Source organism: Paenibacillus melissococcoides (assembly GCA_944800085.1).
Lineage (GTDB): Bacteria > Bacillota > Bacilli > Paenibacillales > Paenibacillaceae > Paenibacillus_B > Paenibacillus_B melissococcoides.
Genome location: CALYLO010000013.1, coordinates 146,486 through 165,000, shown reverse-complemented (window position 1 = coordinate 165,000; position 18,515 = coordinate 146,486). Strand labels below are relative to the sequence as shown.

At 50.2% G+C, this 18,515-nt stretch carries 14 protein-coding genes (1 of these 14 cut by a window edge); all 14 read right to left on the bottom strand.

Going from position 1 to position 18,515, the window contains the following annotated elements; translation table 11 throughout:
- Positions 1–1,700, bottom strand: partial view of an NAD-dependent DNA ligase LigA gene (gene ligA, locus OCY70_RS30915; protein ID WP_213430357.1) — the 5' portion only. It extends 313 nt beyond the left edge of the window; the window shows 1,700 of its 2,013 coding nt (coding positions 1–1,700); it begins with the start codon at positions 1,698–1,700; its stop codon lies off the left edge, out of view.
- 103 nt (positions 1,701–1,803) lie between these two features.
- A complete protein-coding gene (gene pcrA, locus OCY70_RS30910; protein WP_213430345.1) occupies positions 1,804–4,170 on the bottom strand; it encodes a DNA helicase PcrA in 2,367 nt (788 codons plus the stop codon).
- A gap of 157 nt (positions 4,171–4,327) precedes the next feature.
- Complete coding sequence (locus OCY70_RS30905; RefSeq protein ID WP_249725516.1) at positions 4,328–5,032, bottom strand: heptaprenylglyceryl phosphate synthase; 705 nt, start codon at positions 5,030–5,032, stop codon at positions 4,328–4,330.
- 272 nt (positions 5,033–5,304) lie between these two features.
- The gene (locus OCY70_RS30900; protein WP_261945296.1) at positions 5,305–5,436 is read right to left on the bottom strand and encodes a hypothetical protein; all 132 of its coding nucleotides are present in this window, start codon (positions 5,434–5,436) and stop codon (positions 5,305–5,307) included.
- A 134-nt stretch (positions 5,437–5,570) separates the two neighbouring features.
- Positions 5,571–8,915, bottom strand: coding sequence for a DEAD/DEAH box helicase (locus OCY70_RS30895; RefSeq protein WP_213430347.1), 3,345 nt, complete (start codon positions 8,913–8,915; stop codon positions 5,571–5,573).
- Positions 8,916–8,987: 72 nt separating this feature from the next.
- The gene (locus OCY70_RS30890) at positions 8,988–9,401 is read right to left on the bottom strand and encodes a UPF0158 family protein (RefSeq protein WP_261945297.1); all 414 of its coding nucleotides are present in this window, start codon (positions 9,399–9,401) and stop codon (positions 8,988–8,990) included.
- A 96-nt stretch (positions 9,402–9,497) separates the two neighbouring features.
- The gene (locus tag OCY70_RS30885; RefSeq protein WP_213430349.1) at positions 9,498–10,904 is read right to left on the bottom strand and encodes an undecaprenyl-phosphate glucose phosphotransferase; all 1,407 of its coding nucleotides are present in this window, start codon (positions 10,902–10,904) and stop codon (positions 9,498–9,500) included.
- Positions 10,905–10,960: 56 nt separating this feature from the next.
- Positions 10,961–11,884, bottom strand: coding sequence for a glycosyltransferase family 2 protein (locus OCY70_RS30880; protein ID WP_261945298.1), 924 nt, complete (start codon positions 11,882–11,884; stop codon positions 10,961–10,963).
- Complete coding sequence (locus OCY70_RS30875; protein WP_213430351.1) at positions 11,881–12,825, bottom strand: glycosyltransferase family 2 protein; 945 nt, start codon at positions 12,823–12,825, stop codon at positions 11,881–11,883. The genes OCY70_RS30880 and OCY70_RS30875 overlap by 4 nt, the downstream gene beginning before the upstream one ends.
- Positions 12,826–12,842: 17 nt before the next feature.
- The gene (gene rfbD / locus OCY70_RS30870) at positions 12,843–13,682 is read right to left on the bottom strand and encodes a dTDP-4-dehydrorhamnose reductase (protein WP_213430352.1); all 840 of its coding nucleotides are present in this window, start codon (positions 13,680–13,682) and stop codon (positions 12,843–12,845) included.
- A gap of 3 nt (positions 13,683–13,685) precedes the next feature.
- Positions 13,686–14,702, bottom strand: coding sequence for a dTDP-glucose 4,6-dehydratase (gene rfbB, locus OCY70_RS30865; RefSeq protein WP_213430353.1), 1,017 nt, complete (start codon positions 14,700–14,702; stop codon positions 13,686–13,688).
- An 11-nt stretch (positions 14,703–14,713) separates the two neighbouring features.
- The gene (gene rfbC / locus OCY70_RS30860) at positions 14,714–15,262 is read right to left on the bottom strand and encodes a dTDP-4-dehydrorhamnose 3,5-epimerase (RefSeq protein ID WP_213430354.1); all 549 of its coding nucleotides are present in this window, start codon (positions 15,260–15,262) and stop codon (positions 14,714–14,716) included.
- A 13-nt stretch (positions 15,263–15,275) separates the two neighbouring features.
- Entirely contained in the window at positions 15,276–16,019 is a 744-nt protein-coding gene (locus OCY70_RS30855) for a sugar phosphate nucleotidyltransferase (RefSeq protein ID WP_213430355.1), read from the bottom strand.
- A 191-nt stretch (positions 16,020–16,210) separates the two neighbouring features.
- Positions 16,211–18,004, bottom strand: coding sequence for a group II intron reverse transcriptase/maturase (gene ltrA, locus OCY70_RS30850; RefSeq protein ID WP_213431462.1), 1,794 nt, complete (start codon positions 18,002–18,004; stop codon positions 16,211–16,213).
- Positions 18,005–18,515 lie beyond the last annotated feature (511 nt).

Sequence of the window (18,515 nt, the reverse complement as noted above, 5' to 3'; positions counted from 1 at the left end):
TGGACGCTCATCTTGTTCACTTCATCCTCGAAGAACGAGACGATGCTGTCCGCGACGATATCTCCGACATCCGGAACGGCGATAAGCTCCTCCCGCGTCGCGTTCATAACGCCCTCCAGCGTGCCGAAATGCTCCGCAAGCGCTCGGGTCGTCGTCTTCCCGGTATTCGGGATACCAAGGGCGAACAGAAACGCGGACAGATCGCGGGTCTTGCTCGCTTCGATCGCCTGGAGCAAATTGTTCGCTTTCTTCTCTCCGAACCGGTTCAGGCCGACGAGCTGATCGAACGTCAGCGTGTACAGATCCGACGGATCATGGACGTCCAGCTCATTGTAAATCTGCTCGGCCGTCATAATGCTGAACGTCTCGATGTCCATCGCGTCCCGGGACGCGAAGTGCACGATCCGCCCGACAATCTGCGGCTTGCAGTTCAGCTTGTTGTTGCAGAACAGATGAGCCCCGCGCATCTCCAGCTCCGATCCGCAGGACGGACAGTGCGCCGGGGACACGATCTCTTCTCCATCCTGCTCCTCCGTCACCTTGCCGAGAATCTCCGGGATCACATCGTTGGAACGCCGGATAAATACGCGCGAGCCGAGGGCGTATTTCAAGTTTTTGCGCTCGATGTCCCCGATATTGTTCAAGGTGCAGTTTTGGACGGTCACGCCAGCAAGTTCGACCGGCTCGACGCGAGCCACGGGAGTGATTTTCCCGGTGCGGCCGACTTCCCAGTTGACCTCTTCCAGGACGGTCGTTGTCTCCTCCGCCTCGAATTTGAAGGCGATCGCCCACCGCGGGAACTTGTCGGTATAGCCCAAGACCTCCCGGGTACGCATATCGGTAATCTTGACGACCGCCCCGTCGATCAGGTAATCGAGGGTTGTGCGCCGTTCCTGGATCTGCTCCAGCTCGGCATGCACCGCTTCAATCGAATCGAAGTAGGAGATATACGGATTGACCTTGAAATGGTTGTCCTTCAAGAACGCCATCATCTCTTGATGAGTCTGGAAGGCCAATTGATCCGCGTAACCGATATTGTAAAAGAAAGCGTTCAGCTTCCGCTGCGCCGTGACTTGCGGATTCAGGTTGCGAAGCGCGCCGGCCGCGGCGTTGCGCGCATTTTTGAGCGGCTCGGCGGCGGTCTTGTTGTACGCCTCCAGCACGGACAGGTTCATAAGCCCCTCGCCCTGTACCTCTATCGTCCCTTCCTTGTACGGAATGGTCAACGGAATGGAACGGATTGTCTTTACTTGCGGCAGAATTGACTCGCCGACGGTGCCGTTGCCCCGCGTCGCCGCCTGAACCAGCTTGCCGTCCGTATACGTCAGGTTGAGCGTCAACCCGTCGTATTTCAACTCGACGACATAAGTTGGATCCGGCAGCGGCTCCCGATCCGGATTTTTGGCATTGTAATCCTGAATCAGGCGCAGCACCCGCTGATGCCAGGTGTACAGATCGTCTGCCGACTGGGCCTTGTCCAGACTCCACAGCCGCGCCAGATGGCGGTGCGGCGCGAAGCCCTTCAGCAGCTCCCCGCCCACGCGCTGGGTCGGCGAATCGGGGTGGATGAACCCTGTTTCTTTTTCCAGGGCGGCCAATTCGTCATACAGGGCATCATATTCCTTGTCGCTAATCACCGGATTGTCGAGCGTATAGTAATGATAATTGTACCGGTTCAATTCCGCCACGAGTTGTTCCATTCGAGATTGTGCGTTCGTCACGGAGGTACTCCTTTCTATCTCCTATTCATATATGAGGTGGTTATGAAAACAGGTTCGAGCCGGGCAAGCGTCCGCTGTCACATTATACTTTGGTTACCGGAGCGAATGCGGCCAGCAGGCGCTTGACGCCGACCGGAGCCGGGAAGGCAATCTGCAGTTCCATATCCGTGCCCGTTCCTTTGACGGATACGATGACGCCGGTGCCCCACTTCGCGTGCGCGACCTTATCCCCGGCCTGGTAGGAGGAACCGCCATTCTGCTTCGCCTTGTCGAATGCAGAGGTCACGGTCACCCCGCCCGGCTTGGAGAAAGCCGCTGACGTGCGCTGACTGGCCGCAGCGCCTGTACGGCTGCCGAAGCCGCCTGTGGATGCGCCTCCGTTGGCCCCGCCGCTGTAGCCGAGTCCGCGTCCGCCGTAGGAAGCCGCGGAATTGCTGCGGCCGTAGCGGTCGAAACGCTCGTAGCGCGCGCCCGCCGGCGACACATCCTCCTTCAGCTCGTCCGGAATCTCCCGCAGGAACCGGGACGGCGGATTCGCATTCGTCCGGCCGAACAGCGTGCGCGACCGGGCGCAGGTCAAGTAAAGCTGCTCCTCGGCCCGCGTAATGCCGACATATGCCAAACGCCGCTCCTCTTCAAGCTCCTCGTTGTCGCTGAAGGCCCGGCTGTGCGGGAAGACGCCTTCCTCCATCCCGATGATGAAGACATACGGGAACTCCAGCCCTTTGGCGCTGTGCATCGTCATCAGTATGACCGCATCGTCCTGCTCCTCCGGCGCGTCGTTCATCGAGTCGATATCCGCAATCAGCGCCAGGTCGGTCAAGAAGGCGACGAGCGACTTGTCTTCATTCCGCTGCTCGAACTCCTGGGTGACCGACAAGAACTCGTCGATGTTCTCGAGACGGGCTTTGGATTCCAATGTATTTTCCCGCTGCAATTCAAGCCGGTATTGGGACAGCTCCAGCATCTTCTCGGTCAGTTCCGTCACTGACAAATAATCCACCATCCGGTTCAGGCTGTAGATCATCGCATAGAACTCGCGTAGCGCGCCCTTCGTCTTCGCCGCGATATCGAGCCCGTCCATATCGTTGAGCACCTTCATCATCGATGTTCCCCGCTCGGCCGCCGCTTCCGCCAGCTTGGCCATCGTCGTCGCGCCGATGCCCCGCTTCGGCACGTTAATAACGCGCTCCAGGCTGATATCGTCGTCCGGGTTCGAGATAAGGCGCAGGTAGCCGAGAATGTCTTTAATCTCTTTGCGATCGTAGAACTTGATGCCGCCTACGATCTGATACGGAATATCGGATTTAATCAGAATTTCCTCGATTACCCGGGACTGCGCATTGGTACGGTATAAAATGGCATGTTTGCTATAGGATTTCCCGTTCGCTTTGTTCTTATTGATCTCACCGGTGACGAAGTAGCCTTCGTCATGCTCCGAGTCGGCCTGGTAGACCTTGATAAGTTGCCCTTCCCCTTGATCGGTCCACAGCTTTTTCGGCTTGCGGCCGGTATTCTGGTTGATGACATTGTTCGCGGCATTCAAAATATTCGCCGTCGAACGGTAATTTTGCTCGAGGTAGATGACCGTCGCTTCCGGATAGTCCTCCTCGAAGTTCAAAATATTCGCAATGTCGGCGCCGCGCCAACGGTAAATCGACTGGTCGCTGTCCCCCACGACGCAAATATTATGATGCTTGTCCGCCAGCATGCGGCACAGCATGTATTGCGCGCGGTTCGTATCCTGATACTCGTCGACATGGATATATTTGAATTTATTCTGATAAAAATCGAGCACCTCCGGCTCTTCCTTGAACAGCTCGATCGTCGTCATAATAAGATCGTCGAAATCAAGCGCGTTGTTGCTCTTGAGCCGCTGCTGGTACTTCGTATAGACCTTCGCCACCACGCCCTGGAAATAGTCGCCGATGTTCTGCTCGAACCGCTTCGGTGTAAGGAGCTCGTTCTTCGCGCTGCTGATGGCCGCCTGGATGGCGCGGGGCTCGAATTTTTTGGTGTCGAGGTTCAAGTCCTTCATGCAGCCCCGGATGACCGAGAGCTGGTCAGTCGAGTCCAGGATGGTGAAGTTCGACGAGAAGCCGATCCGCTCGATGTCCCGGCGCAGAATGCGCACGCACATGGAGTGGAACGTCGACACCCAGATGTCGCGGCCTTCCGCGCCGACGAGCTTCGCGACCCGCTCCTGCATCTCGCGGGCCGCCTTGTTCGTGAACGTAATCGCAAGAATGGCCCAAGGCGGCGCCTTGCGCTGCGAGATGAGATAGGCGATGCGGTGCGTCAGCACGCGCGTCTTGCCGGAGCCGGCGCCGGCCATAATGAGCAGCGGCCCCTCCATCGTTTCGACGGCGCGGCGCTGCTCCGGATTCAGTCTCGCTATCGATTCATGGAGATCCACTCCGGGGCGGGACGATTCTAGAAATTCAAACATGAGGAAGTGCTCCTTTCATCCTTACTGTCTAACCGCCTGCTGGGGTTGCCAGCGTTAGCGGCCGGATGTCGGTGCCCCTAACTAAGCACCGGCTGTGTATGCTGTCATATCATTACATGATGTCATCGTAATGCGGGTTAGAGGAAGGCAGCTCGCCTTATGGGACAATCCGGACGGCCTCGACCGTCCGCAGCGCGGCTTCCACGTCGTCGTACACGATGTTGCCGACCACGACCGTATCTGCCGCCTCCGCAGCCTCCCAGGCCTGCTCCTCCGTGCGAATGCCGCCCCCGTAGAATAGTTGGGCGTGGCTTAGGCCTTTTCGAACATGATGAACCAATTCCATATCGCCATACGTGCCGCTGTACTCCACATAGACGACCGGCAGCCGCATCAGCTTGTCCGCCACCTGCGCATACGCTCCCGCTTCCGCCGCTGTCAGCCCGGTCTCCGCTTCCGTCAGCTTGGCCGCGGTCGCCTCGGGATTCAGTATAATGTAGCCTTCCGGGATGAGCAGCTCCCACGGAATCATGTAGCCGTACTGCTGAATCGCACGCTGATGCTGGCCGACAATCCAGTCCGGATTCGGCGTGTTCAGCACCATCGGGATCAAATACGCATCGAACCCGGGCACGACGGAGTCCAGATTCGATACCTCCAGCGCAGCTGGGAGCTCATATCGCCGAATGCGCGACATCAGCTCCACCGTATTCTCGAACGTTACGCCGCTCGATCCGCCCACCACGATCGCGTCCGTTCCGGACAGGCAGATGCGGTCCAGATCATCGTCGCTGATATCTTTGTCGGGGTCTAATTTGAACACGTGTCGCCACGCTTCGATTGAAATGACAGGGGTATGCACGATGTTGTCCTCCAAGCTTCGAATAAACTGCTCTTCCTAGTGTATCAAATTCGGTCTACGAATGGCAGTCCGGAGGCGGCAATGAGTAGAGATGCGGGTCAGTAGAATGTATGTTCTTATTGTTCTATTGTAATCAAAATGATGAGGGAAGTCACGGGGAAGTTGGAGGTCATGTCTGGCAGCAGGCGTGGGCATATGAGGGGGAAGAGGATGGAGAAGGAGGTGTATGTATAGCTGTTGGATAAGGGAATTTATCGTGTATGTAGTAAGACTTAGCCAAACCACACTTCGTATACAATGCTAATGATGATTATCCACAACGCCACGCCCAACAGCACCGCGATTACCCAGCCGCGGCCGGTTGCCAGATGGTCGGTGTCGTTGCTTTTGTCCCGATGGTTCATTTCGCCCACTCCTCCATAACTTACGTATATCCTCATTGTGGGCGGAACTTGCCAGAAGATATACACGGATAACAAAAACTTGCCCCCTGCCGACGGCGCCGACAGGAGGCTAAATAATTTGTTCATGAGGCTTGTCACGTGACGCTCAGCAGTTCGCGAATATCCTCTTCCGTCAAGGCGGACGAGGCGCTTCCTTCCGCATCGATCACTTCGTCAATCAGATCGCGCTTGCGCTGCTGCAGCTCCAATATTTTCTCTTCAATCGTCCCTTCGGCCACGAGACGGATTACTTGAACGACTCGCTTCTGCCCCATGCGGTGGGCTCGTCCGATCGCTTGTTCCTCCACGGCCGGATTCCACCATAGGTCATACAGGATGACCGTGTCCGCGCCCGTCAAGTTCAACCCGGAACCTCCCGCCTTCAGCGAGATCAGGAACATCTCCGCTTCCCCCGCATTATACCGCTGGCACATGTCCACGCGCTCTTGGGGCGGTGTCTGCCCGTCCAGGTAGAAGAGCGTCCTTCCGGCGGACTCCAGCTGTTCCCGAATCAATTGAAGCATACTGGCATACTGGGAAAAGATAAGCACTCTCCGGCCGGAAGCGGTCAATTCCTCGACTTGCTCCAGCAGATGCTGCAGCTTGCCCGAAGGGCCGCTGTATCCTTCCACAAATAGTGCAGGATGACAGCACAGTTGGCGCAGACGGGTAATGCCGGCTAAAATTTTCATTCTGCTCTTCTGGAAGCCTTCCGTCTTCAGATCTTGCTCTGTCGTGTGCTGCAGCTTGGCCAGATAGGCCGCATACAGCTTCTTCTGCTCCGATGCCAGCTCCGGGTACTGCACCGATTCAATCTTGTCGGGCAGTTCGGTCAAGACATCCTTCTTCAACCGCCGCAAAATAAACGGACGGACGATACGAGCGATCCGCTCCGCCGGCAGCTCGCGGAACGCCTTCTGGTTCGTGAACAGGCCGGGGAAGACCGCGTGGAAAATCGACCATAGCTCGTCCAGTGAATTCTCGATCGGCGTGCCCGTAAGCGCGAAGCGGCGCGGAGCGTTAATCCCGGATACCGCCTGCGCCGTCTGGGACGAAGCATTCTTGATCGCTTGCGCCTCATCGAGAACCAGGGTGTGGAACGGCTGCTGCGCGTAGATCTCAATATCCCTGCGGAGCAGCGGATAGGAAGTCACGACGACATCCGCCTCCTTCATCTCCGTCCAGAGCGCGGCACGTTCTTGCTTCTGCCCCGCGACCACGAGCACGCGCAGCTGAGGAGCGAACCGGGCGCATTCATGGGCCCAATTGTAGGTTAACGAAGAGGGCGACACGATGAGCACGGGCTGTTTCTCTTCTGCCTGTTCCTGTTGCCGTTCCGACAAAATATAAGCGATGCTTTGCACCGTTTTGCCAAGGCCCATATCGTCGGCCAGGATGCCGCCGAACCGATAAGATGCGAGCATTTTGAGCCATTGATAGCCCTGTGCCTGATAGTCGCGCAGCTGCGCCCGCAGCCCGTCCGGCAGCCCATAATCGAGTTCATCCAAGTCGTTGAACCGCCCTACGAACTGACGCAAATCCCGGCCAAAGCGAATATTTCCGGACGCGGCCGGTCGCTCTGGCAGTTGGAGCGCTCGTACCGCCGGGAGCTGAATACGGCTGCCGCGAAGGTCATCCGCATCCATGCCAAGACTATCCATCATTGCGCCGAAGCCTTGATACTCTTCCTCTTCCAGCGACAAGAAGGAGCCATCGCGCAAACGGTAATATTTCTTCTTCTCGACGATGCTCCGCATAATGCGCAGCAGTTCGCGTTCCTCGATTTGTTCCAGCTCGAACGATATTTCCAGCCAATTCATATCCCCTGTCAGATCGGCGCGCACCTTCGGCTGACGCTTGCGATGGAGAACGAGATATTGCAGCGTCTGCGACAGATAGATCTCGGCTCCCTCTTGCTCTTCCATTTCCGGCAACAGATGATACAGCAATTCATACTGTTCATCCTCCGTCTCGCATAGCCACCGCTGCCCGTCATGCCGCAGCCCCGCTGCGTCCAGCCGGTGGAGGAACTTCGCTTCGCGGGCGGCGTCACGAATCAGAATGCAGTCTACTCCGGACGGCCCATCCTGTCCCTCCTCAAGCGGCTGAATCTCGATATCCCCGTACTTGAACCGCGCCCGGGCGGTGAAGATGCCATCGGCATAATCCACATACAGTTGAATCTGCAGTTCCGGTTCCCGGATCCGTTCACACATCGGCTTGGCGATGTTGACCCGGCCCAGTTCGCGCAGCGGCGGCAGCACATGCTGTACGAAGCCGTTCAACTGTTCCTCTGAAATGTCCAGCTTGCCATTCGAATGAGCTACAGACATATGGTTCATCAGCTCGTTAAGCTTGTGGAGCTCTTGCCGTTCGAGCGGATACAAGATGCCGTTCATCATCGCGCATCCATAAGACGGCAATACCGTTACCTTCGCCAAATCCCCTACGTCTAACTGATAGTTCTCCCCCGTCTTCGGGGAAATATGGAACTGTAGAGGAAGCTTGTCCCCTCCAAGTTCCACCTTGATTCCCGGCGCTCCCAATCCTTCCAGCCTTACGTCGACATACGGCAGCAGCCGCAGCATATCCGCCCATAGTCTCGGATCAACGAACATGTCTTTCCGATCCGTCACAGGCAAATACCTCGCCAGATCGGAGTAATACTCGCGATAGGCTTCATCATTATGCATCATCTGAATGAGCAGATCCAGCATCGCCCGATCCTGCTCTCCAATCTCGTGCCGCATCGGATCATAAGTGAACCGCGCTGTGAACGAATGCGGCTTGGCCAGCTCTACACTGCTCAGGAAAGACTTCACCTTCTGAACAACATACAACCGCTTGACGCCAGTCCGCAATTCGATCATCACACTGGGATTTTTGTAAAATCGGTTGGTTACGATGCGGAACGTGTATTCGAACTTTAACCGCTCTGTGTACAGTCCTGTATTGGCGCTGTAGAGCACGCTCTCTCCCAGACCGTTAGCCTGGCTCATCTTGTAATGAGTAATGAGATCGCCAGCCGGGCGATACTTGGCTGCTTCTTTCTCCGCCATCGTCATCATCATAGCTCGGTTGTGAGCGGGGCGGTGCGTGTTGAGCCAGCCCGGCGCCGTGCTTTGGCTTCCTTCAACGTCAAGACTTTCTCTTCCGCTCTCCAGATCATGGATCGCGATAAGCACGGCTGCAATATGCTTGCAATCATTATCATAGGAATAGAAGGCGGGACAATCGCAATAGGTGCTGATCTCCCCATCGGGCCATATCTCAACCTCAATCGAGTAGATATTGCTTCCCTTCACGCGCGCAGTATAGCTGCATCCATCCGCAGACTTTTTTAAATGGGACACCTTGCCCAAGCGGTAATAATCATGTCCGCGCTTATAGGAAGCGGCCCCGCATAATGATCTCACATCTGCTAACGTAAATGCCGGCATTGCGTTCTCCCCCCGTTCTATCTTGCCCTTCCATCAACATCAATTCGGCCATCATCATATCCATATCCAATATCAAGGAACGACAATCGCCCTCACTCCGATAGATTCAAGCCATTCCCGCACCCGCTCCCGGTTGGACGCTTCCATGAAAGCATGGTATCGTTTCAGCTCGGCTTTATCCTCGGCCAATGCGTTTTTGAACCTGCGGAAGACTTTGCGCTCTGCCCTCAGGGCGCGTTCTAGCTTCGCCCGAAGCTTCCTGCTCGATACCGATAAGGCGAATTCGCACATGAGTTCATGCCTTTCGTCCAAGTCGAGATGCGGAACGCGAATATAAATCTCATTGAACCCTTCATCAATTTCGTGCCTAAGCTCCTCGTCTTCCTCCCCGGGATCATCATCCGGTAACATCGCGATTTCGCCTGTCTCTTCTACCCTATGCTGCATGACCACATTCATTGATCTCCCAATCGTTACCCGACCCACAAAAATGGTCCTTCTATCGTCAGATAAAAAGACCTTTTCTACCCAGTTTACTATGCTTGCATACCCACATCACTCCCCTTATTTTGGAGATATGGTTCAGTATGCATTTTTGTTAACGAATCCGTTCCAAATGGTCTTCCAAATGATTTTAATATCGAATAATAAAGACCAGTTCTCAATATAGAAAATATCATAGCGGATGCGTTCCTCGATCGACGTGTCGCCGCGCAGGCCGTTGCTTTGCGCCCAGCCGGTAATGCCGGGCCGGACATGATGCTTGACCATATACTTCGGAATCTCTTCCTTGAATTGCTCCACGAAGAAGGGCCGTTCCGGTCGCGGGCCGACGACGCTCATATGGCCTAGCAGCACATTGAAAAATTGCGGCAGCTCATCGAGACTCGTCTTGCGCAGGAAGCTGCCGAACTTCGTCTTTCGCGGATCATTCTCCGTCGTCCATACCGTATCGGATACGACGTCCGCGCTCACCTTCATCGAGCGGAACTTGTACATGTGGAAGGTGCGGCGGTTCAGCCCCACCCGCTCCTGCTTAAACAGAATCGGCCCCGGCGAAGTCACCTTGATGCCCAAGGCGATAAGCAGCATGACCGGCGAAGTAATGAGAATCGCGACCAGCGAGAACACGATATCGAAGCCGCGCTTGAACACCCGGTTGCGAAGCACATCAAGCGGAATATCGCGAACATTGATCATCGGCATCCCGGCAAAGTTGTCGAAGTATGGCCGCGCCGGCAGATAATCGAAGAAGTCCGGTATGATGAGCGTCCGTACCCCCGCCTTTTCACAAGCCGCGATAATGTCCGGGAACTTGTGATGCGCATCCAACGGAAGCGCGATAATGACTTCGTCGACCAGCTTGTCGTTGAGCAACTGATCCAGGTCGTTGAGGGTGCCGAGGATGGGCTTATAGCGCTTTTTCTCCAGGGCATCCCACTCTGCCTGATCGTCCAGGAAGCCGATAACCTCATATCCCATATCCGGATGATTTCGCAAATTTTCATAAAACCGCTTGCCTAAAGAACCCGCTCCCAAAATAACGATAAATTGCTTGTTGTATCCCTTCTGCCGCAAGGAACGCAGCATCACCTTGACCGTATACCGATATATAACGGTTCCTATTGTGGCCGCTGTAATAAAGATGGCCAAAAATTCACGGGAGATGTGAACCTGCTTGAAAAAGAACAACAGCCCAAGCAAGATAAATAAACTGATAGCATGCGTTTGGAAAATCCTGAGAAGCTGATCAGCGAACCGCTTTTTCCGATGAAAATGATACAAAGAAGACATCGCGCCGACCAAAAGCACGATCACCGCATAGATCCCGCCCCAAGTGACATATGTAGAATAAGGAAGCGCGCTGTCGTTTTCCAGCCATCCGCTTATAAACTTTATCCACCATGCCATCCCAAACGCTAACGCGATGATCAGGACGTCGAATATCATATACAACTTCGACAGAAAACTTTGATTTTTGCGGAGCATATGCAACCCTCTTTTTCCTAGACCTAGCCCCATTATACTAGGATTCGGCAATAAGGTTAAGACGATATATCCTTTTTGTTGGAATAGGCTGGCTTCGACGGACGTAGAGACGCTCCTGCCCGGGACAATACATTCATGAGCATCGCGAGCCCCAGCTTTGCCCCTATCCCGGCATACATGAGCGCAGTCACCCAGAACGGATATTTTTTCTTAAAATGCTTATTGTAAAGCACGTAAATCGCCCTATGAAATTCATACGTAATCTTATACGGTTTATTCCGGCTGCTGGCCCGTTTGTAGTGAATGATCTGGGTCTTCGGGTAGTAATAATTCACCCATCCCGCCTGCTTGATCCGATAGCACCAGTCGACATCTTCCCCATACATAAAAAACTGCTCGTCCAACATGCCGACCTGATCGATCGCTTCGCGCCTTACCATCATAAAAGCCCCGATCAAACAATCGATTGGATAAGCCTCATCGGGGTTCAAATCTTCGCGATGATACGCATTGATTCTCGGATTCTTTGGGAACAGCTTCGATAAGCGGGACACATAGAAGAACGTGGCCGCCGGCGTAGGGAACCCCCTGCGGCATGCCTTATCCAGCGACCCGTCCGGCAGCACGACTTTGCAGCCCGATGCTCCGACTTCTGGATGTTCATCCATGAACCGAATCATCACATCGAGCGTATCCGGTTGGATCACCGTATCGGAATTAAGAAGCAGAACATACCGGCCTTTGGCTATTTGCATCCCTTGATTGTTAGCCTTGGAGAAGCCAAGGTTTTGTTCGTTCGCGATAAGCTCGACTTGCGGACATTGCTGACGGAAGACTTGTACCGAATCGTCGCGGGAAGCGTTGTCGATCAGGATGACTTCATACTGAAAGTCCGTTACCGATCGGTAGACGGACTCTATGCAGTTCAGCGTGAGCTGTTTGGTGTTATAGTTGACGATGATGATGGATAAATCAATCATTTTAGAATGTCCCCTCTAATCATCATAAGGCGAAAAACGAGATTGTCCAACTTGGATTGCCGGTAGAGCGGTGTCGTTAAAGCATAATGAGTTCGCCGCGTCAGGGTCCGGCCTGACAGGAGAAAGTGCTGCAACCCCTCTCGCAATTCTCCCGGTAACAAATCTCCCCAGCAACGTTGAAACTCTTTCGCTTGAGTCCATAATATTTTTTGAGCCCGATGCTTTTTATAACTGTTCCATTTTTTTGTCCATTTATCAAGAAAACCTTGCTGCCCGCCTACAACATTATATTGATGCTGGCGATAGTAAATGCTTGGTTTCTTATCATAAATGACTTTGCCAAAGGCAGATACAACCAAATACGCCCACCAATCATGCATAACGATATTTTGGGGAGACGGCATCTTACGCTGCATCAAATCAATTGCCGGGCGGTTGATCATGATCGTGGCACCCACTGCAATATTTTCAACCAATGCATTAAAAAAAGATGGTCCTTTCTGCGGGACCGGGGGCCAACAGTTGAGCGGCTGCAACGTATGATCCACCATGAGTGTAGGAGTTAAATACATCATGGGTATACCTCCGGGATGGCTACTTAATGAATGTATCCCACTTTCCAGCTTATCCGTCATCCATACATCATCCTGATCGCAGAAGCATACATAGTCTGTATCCTTATGAACATGATTGGTAAGAAGGTCAAAAAAACTAACAATGACTCCTACGTTTTTTTCATAAAACGCCTCTATTTTATGAGGATAGTGAGAGACATATTCGCGAATAATTGCGGTTGTACGGTCAGATGAACCGTCATCACGTATGGTAATGAAGAAATGGGAGTGAGTCTGCTTCAATAGACTATCGAGCTGCTCCGCCAAATACTTTTCCCCGTTATAAGTAGAAACAAGAATCTGAACTTTGCCCCGCTGCTCTCCCATACTCATTCACTTCCATCTCAATGTTGATGTAAAAAATCACGCAGCGCTTCCCGCCAGTGCCGAATCGGCGTAAAGCCATTCACTCGAATGGCCATTGGCTCCAAAGCTGAATAACGAGGCCGAGGAGCCGGGCGCGGAAATTGCTCTGTCGTACATGGGTCAACCTGGACTGCCATCTTGGCTTCTTCAAAAATAGCTTTGGCAAATTCATACCAGGTGCATATTCCCGTATTCGATGCATGATAGATGCCGTACTTTTCAGTCGCAATCAGTTCTTCCAAAAAGAACGACAAATCACACGTGTATGTCGGCGAGCCCCATTGGTCATTGACGACTTGTAAGGAATCGCGTTCAGCACCAAGCTTTAACATCGTTTTGACAAAATTACTGCCTGAAGCTCCATACACCCAGGACGTTCTTACAATAAACCAACGGGAACTTAGAGACTGAACCAATTGTTCCCCCGCTCGCTTCGATTTTCCGTACACGGTTAATGGGTTAGTATTGTCATATTCATAATAGGGGCTTGAGCTATTGCCGTCAAATACGTAGTCTGTGCTAATATAACAAACTTTGGCTTTCACATGCTCTGCTGCTGCAGCAATATTTCTTGTTCCGATGGCGTTCACCAGATAGGCATTATCTTGATCCGTTTCTGCATGGTCGACCGCGGTATACGCCGCACAATGAATGATCGCCTCTGGCTGCAATTCAGTAATAATGTCTCGGCATCGCTTCTCGTCCGTAATATCTAATTCCGATCTTCCCATACGTATTACACGATGTCCTTTTTCAGCAAAAAGGCGGACTACGTCCGCCCCTAACTGCCCATTAGCGCCTGTTACGAGTACTTTCATCCCTTACTCCCCCAGCCGTACCCCGTATTGTTTTTCATAATAGGTTTGGTATGCTCCGGACTGTATTCTCTCCCACCATGTTCGGTTGTTCAAATACCATTCAATAGTTGCTTTAATTCCTGTCTCAAAGATATGCTTAGGCTTCCAGCCAAGTTCAGTCTTAATCTTGGTCGCGTCAATTCCATATCGACGGTCATGACCGAGTCGGTCTTCCACAAATTTAATTAACGATTCCGACTTTCCAAGCTGCTCAAGAATTGTTCTAACAATGTGAATGTTCGTCCGCTCATTATTCCCGCCTACATTATACACTTCACCATCGCGGCCTTTATGAATAACCAAATCAATGGCGCTGCAATGATCCTCGACATATAGCCAATCTCGGACATTAAGTCCATCTCCGTAAATTGGGAGCTGTTTATCATTCAGAGCATTGGCAATCATTAACGGGATAAGTTTCTCAGGGAATTGATAGGGCCCATAGTTATTCGAACAACGCGTGATATTCACAGGGAGACCAAAAGTCTCATGATAAGCTCGTACCAGCAGATCTCCTCCGGCCTTACTAGCCGAATACGGACTATTAGGTGTCAGTGGAGTCGCTTCAGAAAACAACCCCGTTTCCCCAAGGGAACCGTAAACTTCATCCGTCGATACTTGAACGAACTTGGTGACACCGTGTTTTTTGGCTGCATCAAGAAGTACTTGTGTTCCTAATACATTTGTCTTCACAAAGATTTCAGGTTCTAAAATACTTCGATCCACATGAGATTCTGCCGCAAAGTTGACAACTACGTCAATGTCTTCACTGAATAATTGCTCCATCGCTTGGGCATCAGCAATATCTGCTTTAACAAAGCGATAATTGGGGTTATCTTGTATATCAATCAAGTTTTCAAGATTACCAGCGTAGGTTAAATCGTCTACATTAATAATTTTGTATTCCGGGTGCTGTTTCAACATGTATATGACAAAATTACTTCCGATGAATCCCGCACCACCAGTTACTAGCAGTTTCATGAGACTTTCTCCTATTCAAAATTGAATTCTGCCTCTTTGAGGACAGGGTGCACCTTATCCTTGTCAGAAAGAATGGGATGTGATGTTGGCCAATCAATCCTCAGGTCCGGATCATTCCACAGAATACCTCGATCATGCTCTGGAGAGTAATACTCATCCACTTTATAAAATACTTGAGTATTAGGGACCAACGTGCAAAAACCATGGGCAAACCCTTTAGGTACCAAAAGCTGGCGGTGATTATATTCACTTAAAATTACCCCTACCCACTGCCCAAATGTGGGGGAATTTTTGCGAATATCGAGAATGACATCATAAATTGCTCCGGAAATTACTCTCACAAGCTTTGATTGAGCCTTAGGATGAAGTTGGTAGTGAAGCCCTCTTATTACTCCAGCTTCAGCAGATAGGGAATGGTTGTCCTGAATGAAATTATAAGATATCCCTTGTTCCTTAAGCCTATCTTCATTATAACTTTCCATAAAAAAACCCCGGTGATCTCCATGGAGCACCGGTTCGATAATATATACATCCTTAAGTGACAAAGCTTCCACTTTCAAATCATATCACTCCTCACAGCCTCAGTTTACCAAACTCTTCGCCAAGCGTAATGTCTTTGGCAAGTTCATTCGCTCTTGCAAGCGACGCATGCGTGCCTGCATCTGTCCACCAGCCTTGAAGGATATCAAATGTTAACTCTTTTCGTTTTATATACGCATTATTCACGTCTGTAATTTCAAGTTCTCCGCGACCGGACGGCTTTAAAGTTTTGATAATATCAAAGACAGTATGGTCAAACATATAAATTCCAGTTACTGCATAGTTGCTCTTTGGTTTTTGTGGCTTTTCCTCAATAGAAACAATATGTTCTCCTTGGAGTTCTGCCACACCATAACGATTTGGATCATGTACCTGTTGAATAAGAATTTTGGCTCCTTGCTTTTGTTTTAGAAATTTTTTTACATAAATGGAAATGTCGTCTTCGAATACATTATCACCTAATATAACTACCATTTGATCATTACCTACAAATTGGTCAGCCAAACCAAGTGCTTGCGCAATTCCGCCTGCTTGGTCTTGAACTTTATAAGTAAAGGAAACCCCCATTTCACTGCCACTACCAAGGAGGTTAACTACCTCTCCCATATGTTCCTTACCTGTAACTATAAGGATATCAGCAATTTCAGCTTGTTTAAGCTTACTTATGGAATGAAAAATCATTGGGTATTTCCCTACCGGCAATAAATGCTTATTAGTCACTGTGGTTAAAGGAAACAGGCGGGAACCAGTCCCACCTGCTAAAATTATACCTTTCATCCCAATTCCAACCCCTTATTTATCACTAAATTGACTTATTATATCTTTTAGAATATATTTGCTCAGGCTTTCATAATTAGGGCTTGCTGAATAGGTATAGGTAAGGCTTTGAATAGCTCGCCACCTTTTCCCCACCTCCACACCGTGCATGCGACTTTCACCGCACACGGCGTTCCATCTTGCTACTTGAATTAAACAACAGTGCCCAAGTTACTCATTTTGCGGTATTGGTTTACCTTTTTAATCATGCTGCCTGTTAGGCCAAGCATGTTTATGAGTTTCATAATCGTTTCCTGGTTTGTGGCATGAATAAGTGTATGGACATCTTGATGAAGGATCCTCAGGTTATTGTAGCTGTCATCTCCACCAAGGTAAGTTGGAAGATAATGATGACAGTGCACATCGTCTGCATAAAGGAATATACCTGTGATCTCGCATTTTCCCATGACCATACTGTACCTACTAATCCGATTATCCAAGTATTCTGCACTGCGTTGAGGATTGTCTGATTTCATTAATATAATGATTTCTGATTGTACAAATCCAACCAGTTTTCTAGTAATCCTCTTCCGCCCCTCGACAGTAAATGGAGTTATCTCTTGACTGAAGTTCAGATTGTTAGAGGTAGTTACATCTACTATCGGGTATAAGTAGACTCCATCCACCTTGAACGTGCGATAACTGGTTGAGTAAAACTTCCTATATGTCGGAGGTGGATTATCAGGATGTTCGTATTTACCAGCCCGTTTCAAACGATTATAAGTGAACTTTTTCAGGTCATAGGCAAGTCGTGAGAACTCAATGAACACATGCGTTGCTTTCCTAAAGTAATTGTGAATCCCGAGAACAAAACTATTGAATTTGTGCACATTACCGGCTGAGGGTGATTGTTGAATATGTTGAATAAGTTTCTTATATTGTATCTTAATCTGTTGTTTTTTCTTCTCAATCACACCGGTATGTGCAACTGCCTTTTTCCCCTTCATTGTAGCTTTAATTGTAAAGCCGAGAAATTCAGATTTCTGTTTCCTCAAATTCAGAATTTTTGATTTCTCAGGGGAAATGTCCAACTTAAGGCGATCTTTCAAATAAAGTTTTACGGCATGGAACCATTTTTGGGCCGTTTTCCAATCACGACAGAGGATTTTGAAGTCATCGGCGTATCTGACGATGAATCCTTCTTTAAGCTTTGACTTCTTAAGAGCATTATATTTATTCCTCTTCGTATATGCATGTTTTGTTTGGAAATTCTCCCATTGTCCAGCTACCCAAGTATCAAGATCGTGCAGTGCAATGTTAGAAAGTAAAGGGGATAAAATTCCTCCTTGTGGGGTTCCTTTTACAGGAGTACCTTCACCTTCTATTACAGCTTTTAGCATTCGACTGATAATCCGTAAAACCTTACGATCGTGTATTCCAAGATTCCATATCTGCTTTAGCAAGGTTGAATGATTAATGTTATCGAAGAATCCTTTGATATCGATGTCTACGATAAAGTGAAGTCCCCCGTTATTAATCAAAAATTGAACTCTAGCCAATGCATTATGGGTGGAGCGCAATGGTCTGAACCCATAACTATGTTTATAAAAGTGCGCCTCGGCGATTGGTTCAAGTACTTGCTTAAAGCACTGCTGTATTAGCCGATCTAGAATGCATGGAATTCCCAGTGGTCTCTTTCTCCCATTAGGTTTTGGAATAAAGACCCGTCTAACCTTTTTAGGTTGGTAATTCTTAAGTTTTGTTTTAACAAGGTTCACAAGATCGCTGTCTGTCATTGTTTTAAGATTCTCGATTGTTTTGCCATCTGTTCCTGCTGTTTTAGATCCCTTATTTGACTTGATTGTACGGTAAGCAAGAAGGATATTTTCTCTTGATGTGATTAGTTCATAGAGACGTTTGAATGTTTTTCCTTGCTTGGCCTGCTCGTGTAAGTCTGTAAAGGTATCTGTTAGATTATAGTAATCCCAATAACGCAGAGCCTGTATTGTGGCAACCCCCTTGCAGAGATTGTCCCCACATTCATACCCGACCGATACAGTTCACTTTTGGAAAGTTGTTGTCAAGTAACAAGACTCAGGGCTGTTCCTCCACTTCTATTACGGAAGTTTCATTGGTCGTGCCCCTACTCTCACAAGGGTAAATGCATTTCGGTGTAACCTTATAGCAACCGTCTTGGACGGCAGTCCATTGTTGCAACGTCCCTTGCTTTCCTTGTTCCTTCTATCCTAGCTATGCATACTGCCCTTAGGTGACTCCTTTGAACCTGCAAGCTTGATACCGCCATTGTTCGGTATAGCGTATTTCCTAACATGTAATTGTACTTTACGCCACTTGCCCCAACATTCATTGGTCAACATGTTTCCATGAGGTAGGCATTTAGATTCTTACATTCGGAGTTTCGTCAGTTCCCCTTTGAACATTCTCACCATAGGCAATTTTTCAGCCGTCCGGCATATCAGTAAGCATACCTTCCTTGATTGGTGGCTCCAGCTTCCT

What these genes read in the sequence shown, in the direction of transcription:
- pcrA (WP_213430345.1), bottom strand. Translation starts at nt 4,170, where the DNA reads ATGTTTGAATTTCTAGAATCGTCCCGCCCCGGAGTGGATCTCCATGAA.
- OCY70_RS30900 (WP_261945296.1), bottom strand. Translation starts at nt 5,436, where the DNA reads ATGAACCATCGGGACAAAAGCAACGACACCGACCATCTGGCAACCGGC.
- OCY70_RS30895 (WP_213430347.1), bottom strand. Translation starts at nt 8,915, where the DNA reads ATGCCGGCATTTACGTTAGCAGATGTGAGATCATTATGCGGGGCCGCT.
- OCY70_RS30885 (WP_213430349.1), bottom strand. Translation starts at nt 10,904, where the DNA reads ATGCTCCGCAAAAATCAAAGTTTTCTGTCGAAGTTGTATATGATATTC.
- OCY70_RS30880 (WP_261945298.1), bottom strand. Translation starts at nt 11,884, where the DNA reads ATGATTGATTTATCCATCATCATCGTCAACTATAACACCAAACAGCTC.
- OCY70_RS30875 (WP_213430351.1), bottom strand. Translation starts at nt 12,825, where the DNA reads ATGGGAGAGCAGCGGGGCAAAGTTCAGATTCTTGTTTCTACTTATAAC.
- rfbD (WP_213430352.1), bottom strand. Translation starts at nt 13,682, where the DNA reads ATGAAAGTACTCGTAACAGGCGCTAATGGGCAGTTAGGGGCGGACGTA.
- rfbB (WP_213430353.1), bottom strand. Translation starts at nt 14,702, where the DNA reads ATGAAACTGCTAGTAACTGGTGGTGCGGGATTCATCGGAAGTAATTTT.
- OCY70_RS30855 (WP_213430355.1), bottom strand. Translation starts at nt 16,019, where the DNA reads ATGAAAGGTATAATTTTAGCAGGTGGGACTGGTTCCCGCCTGTTTCCT.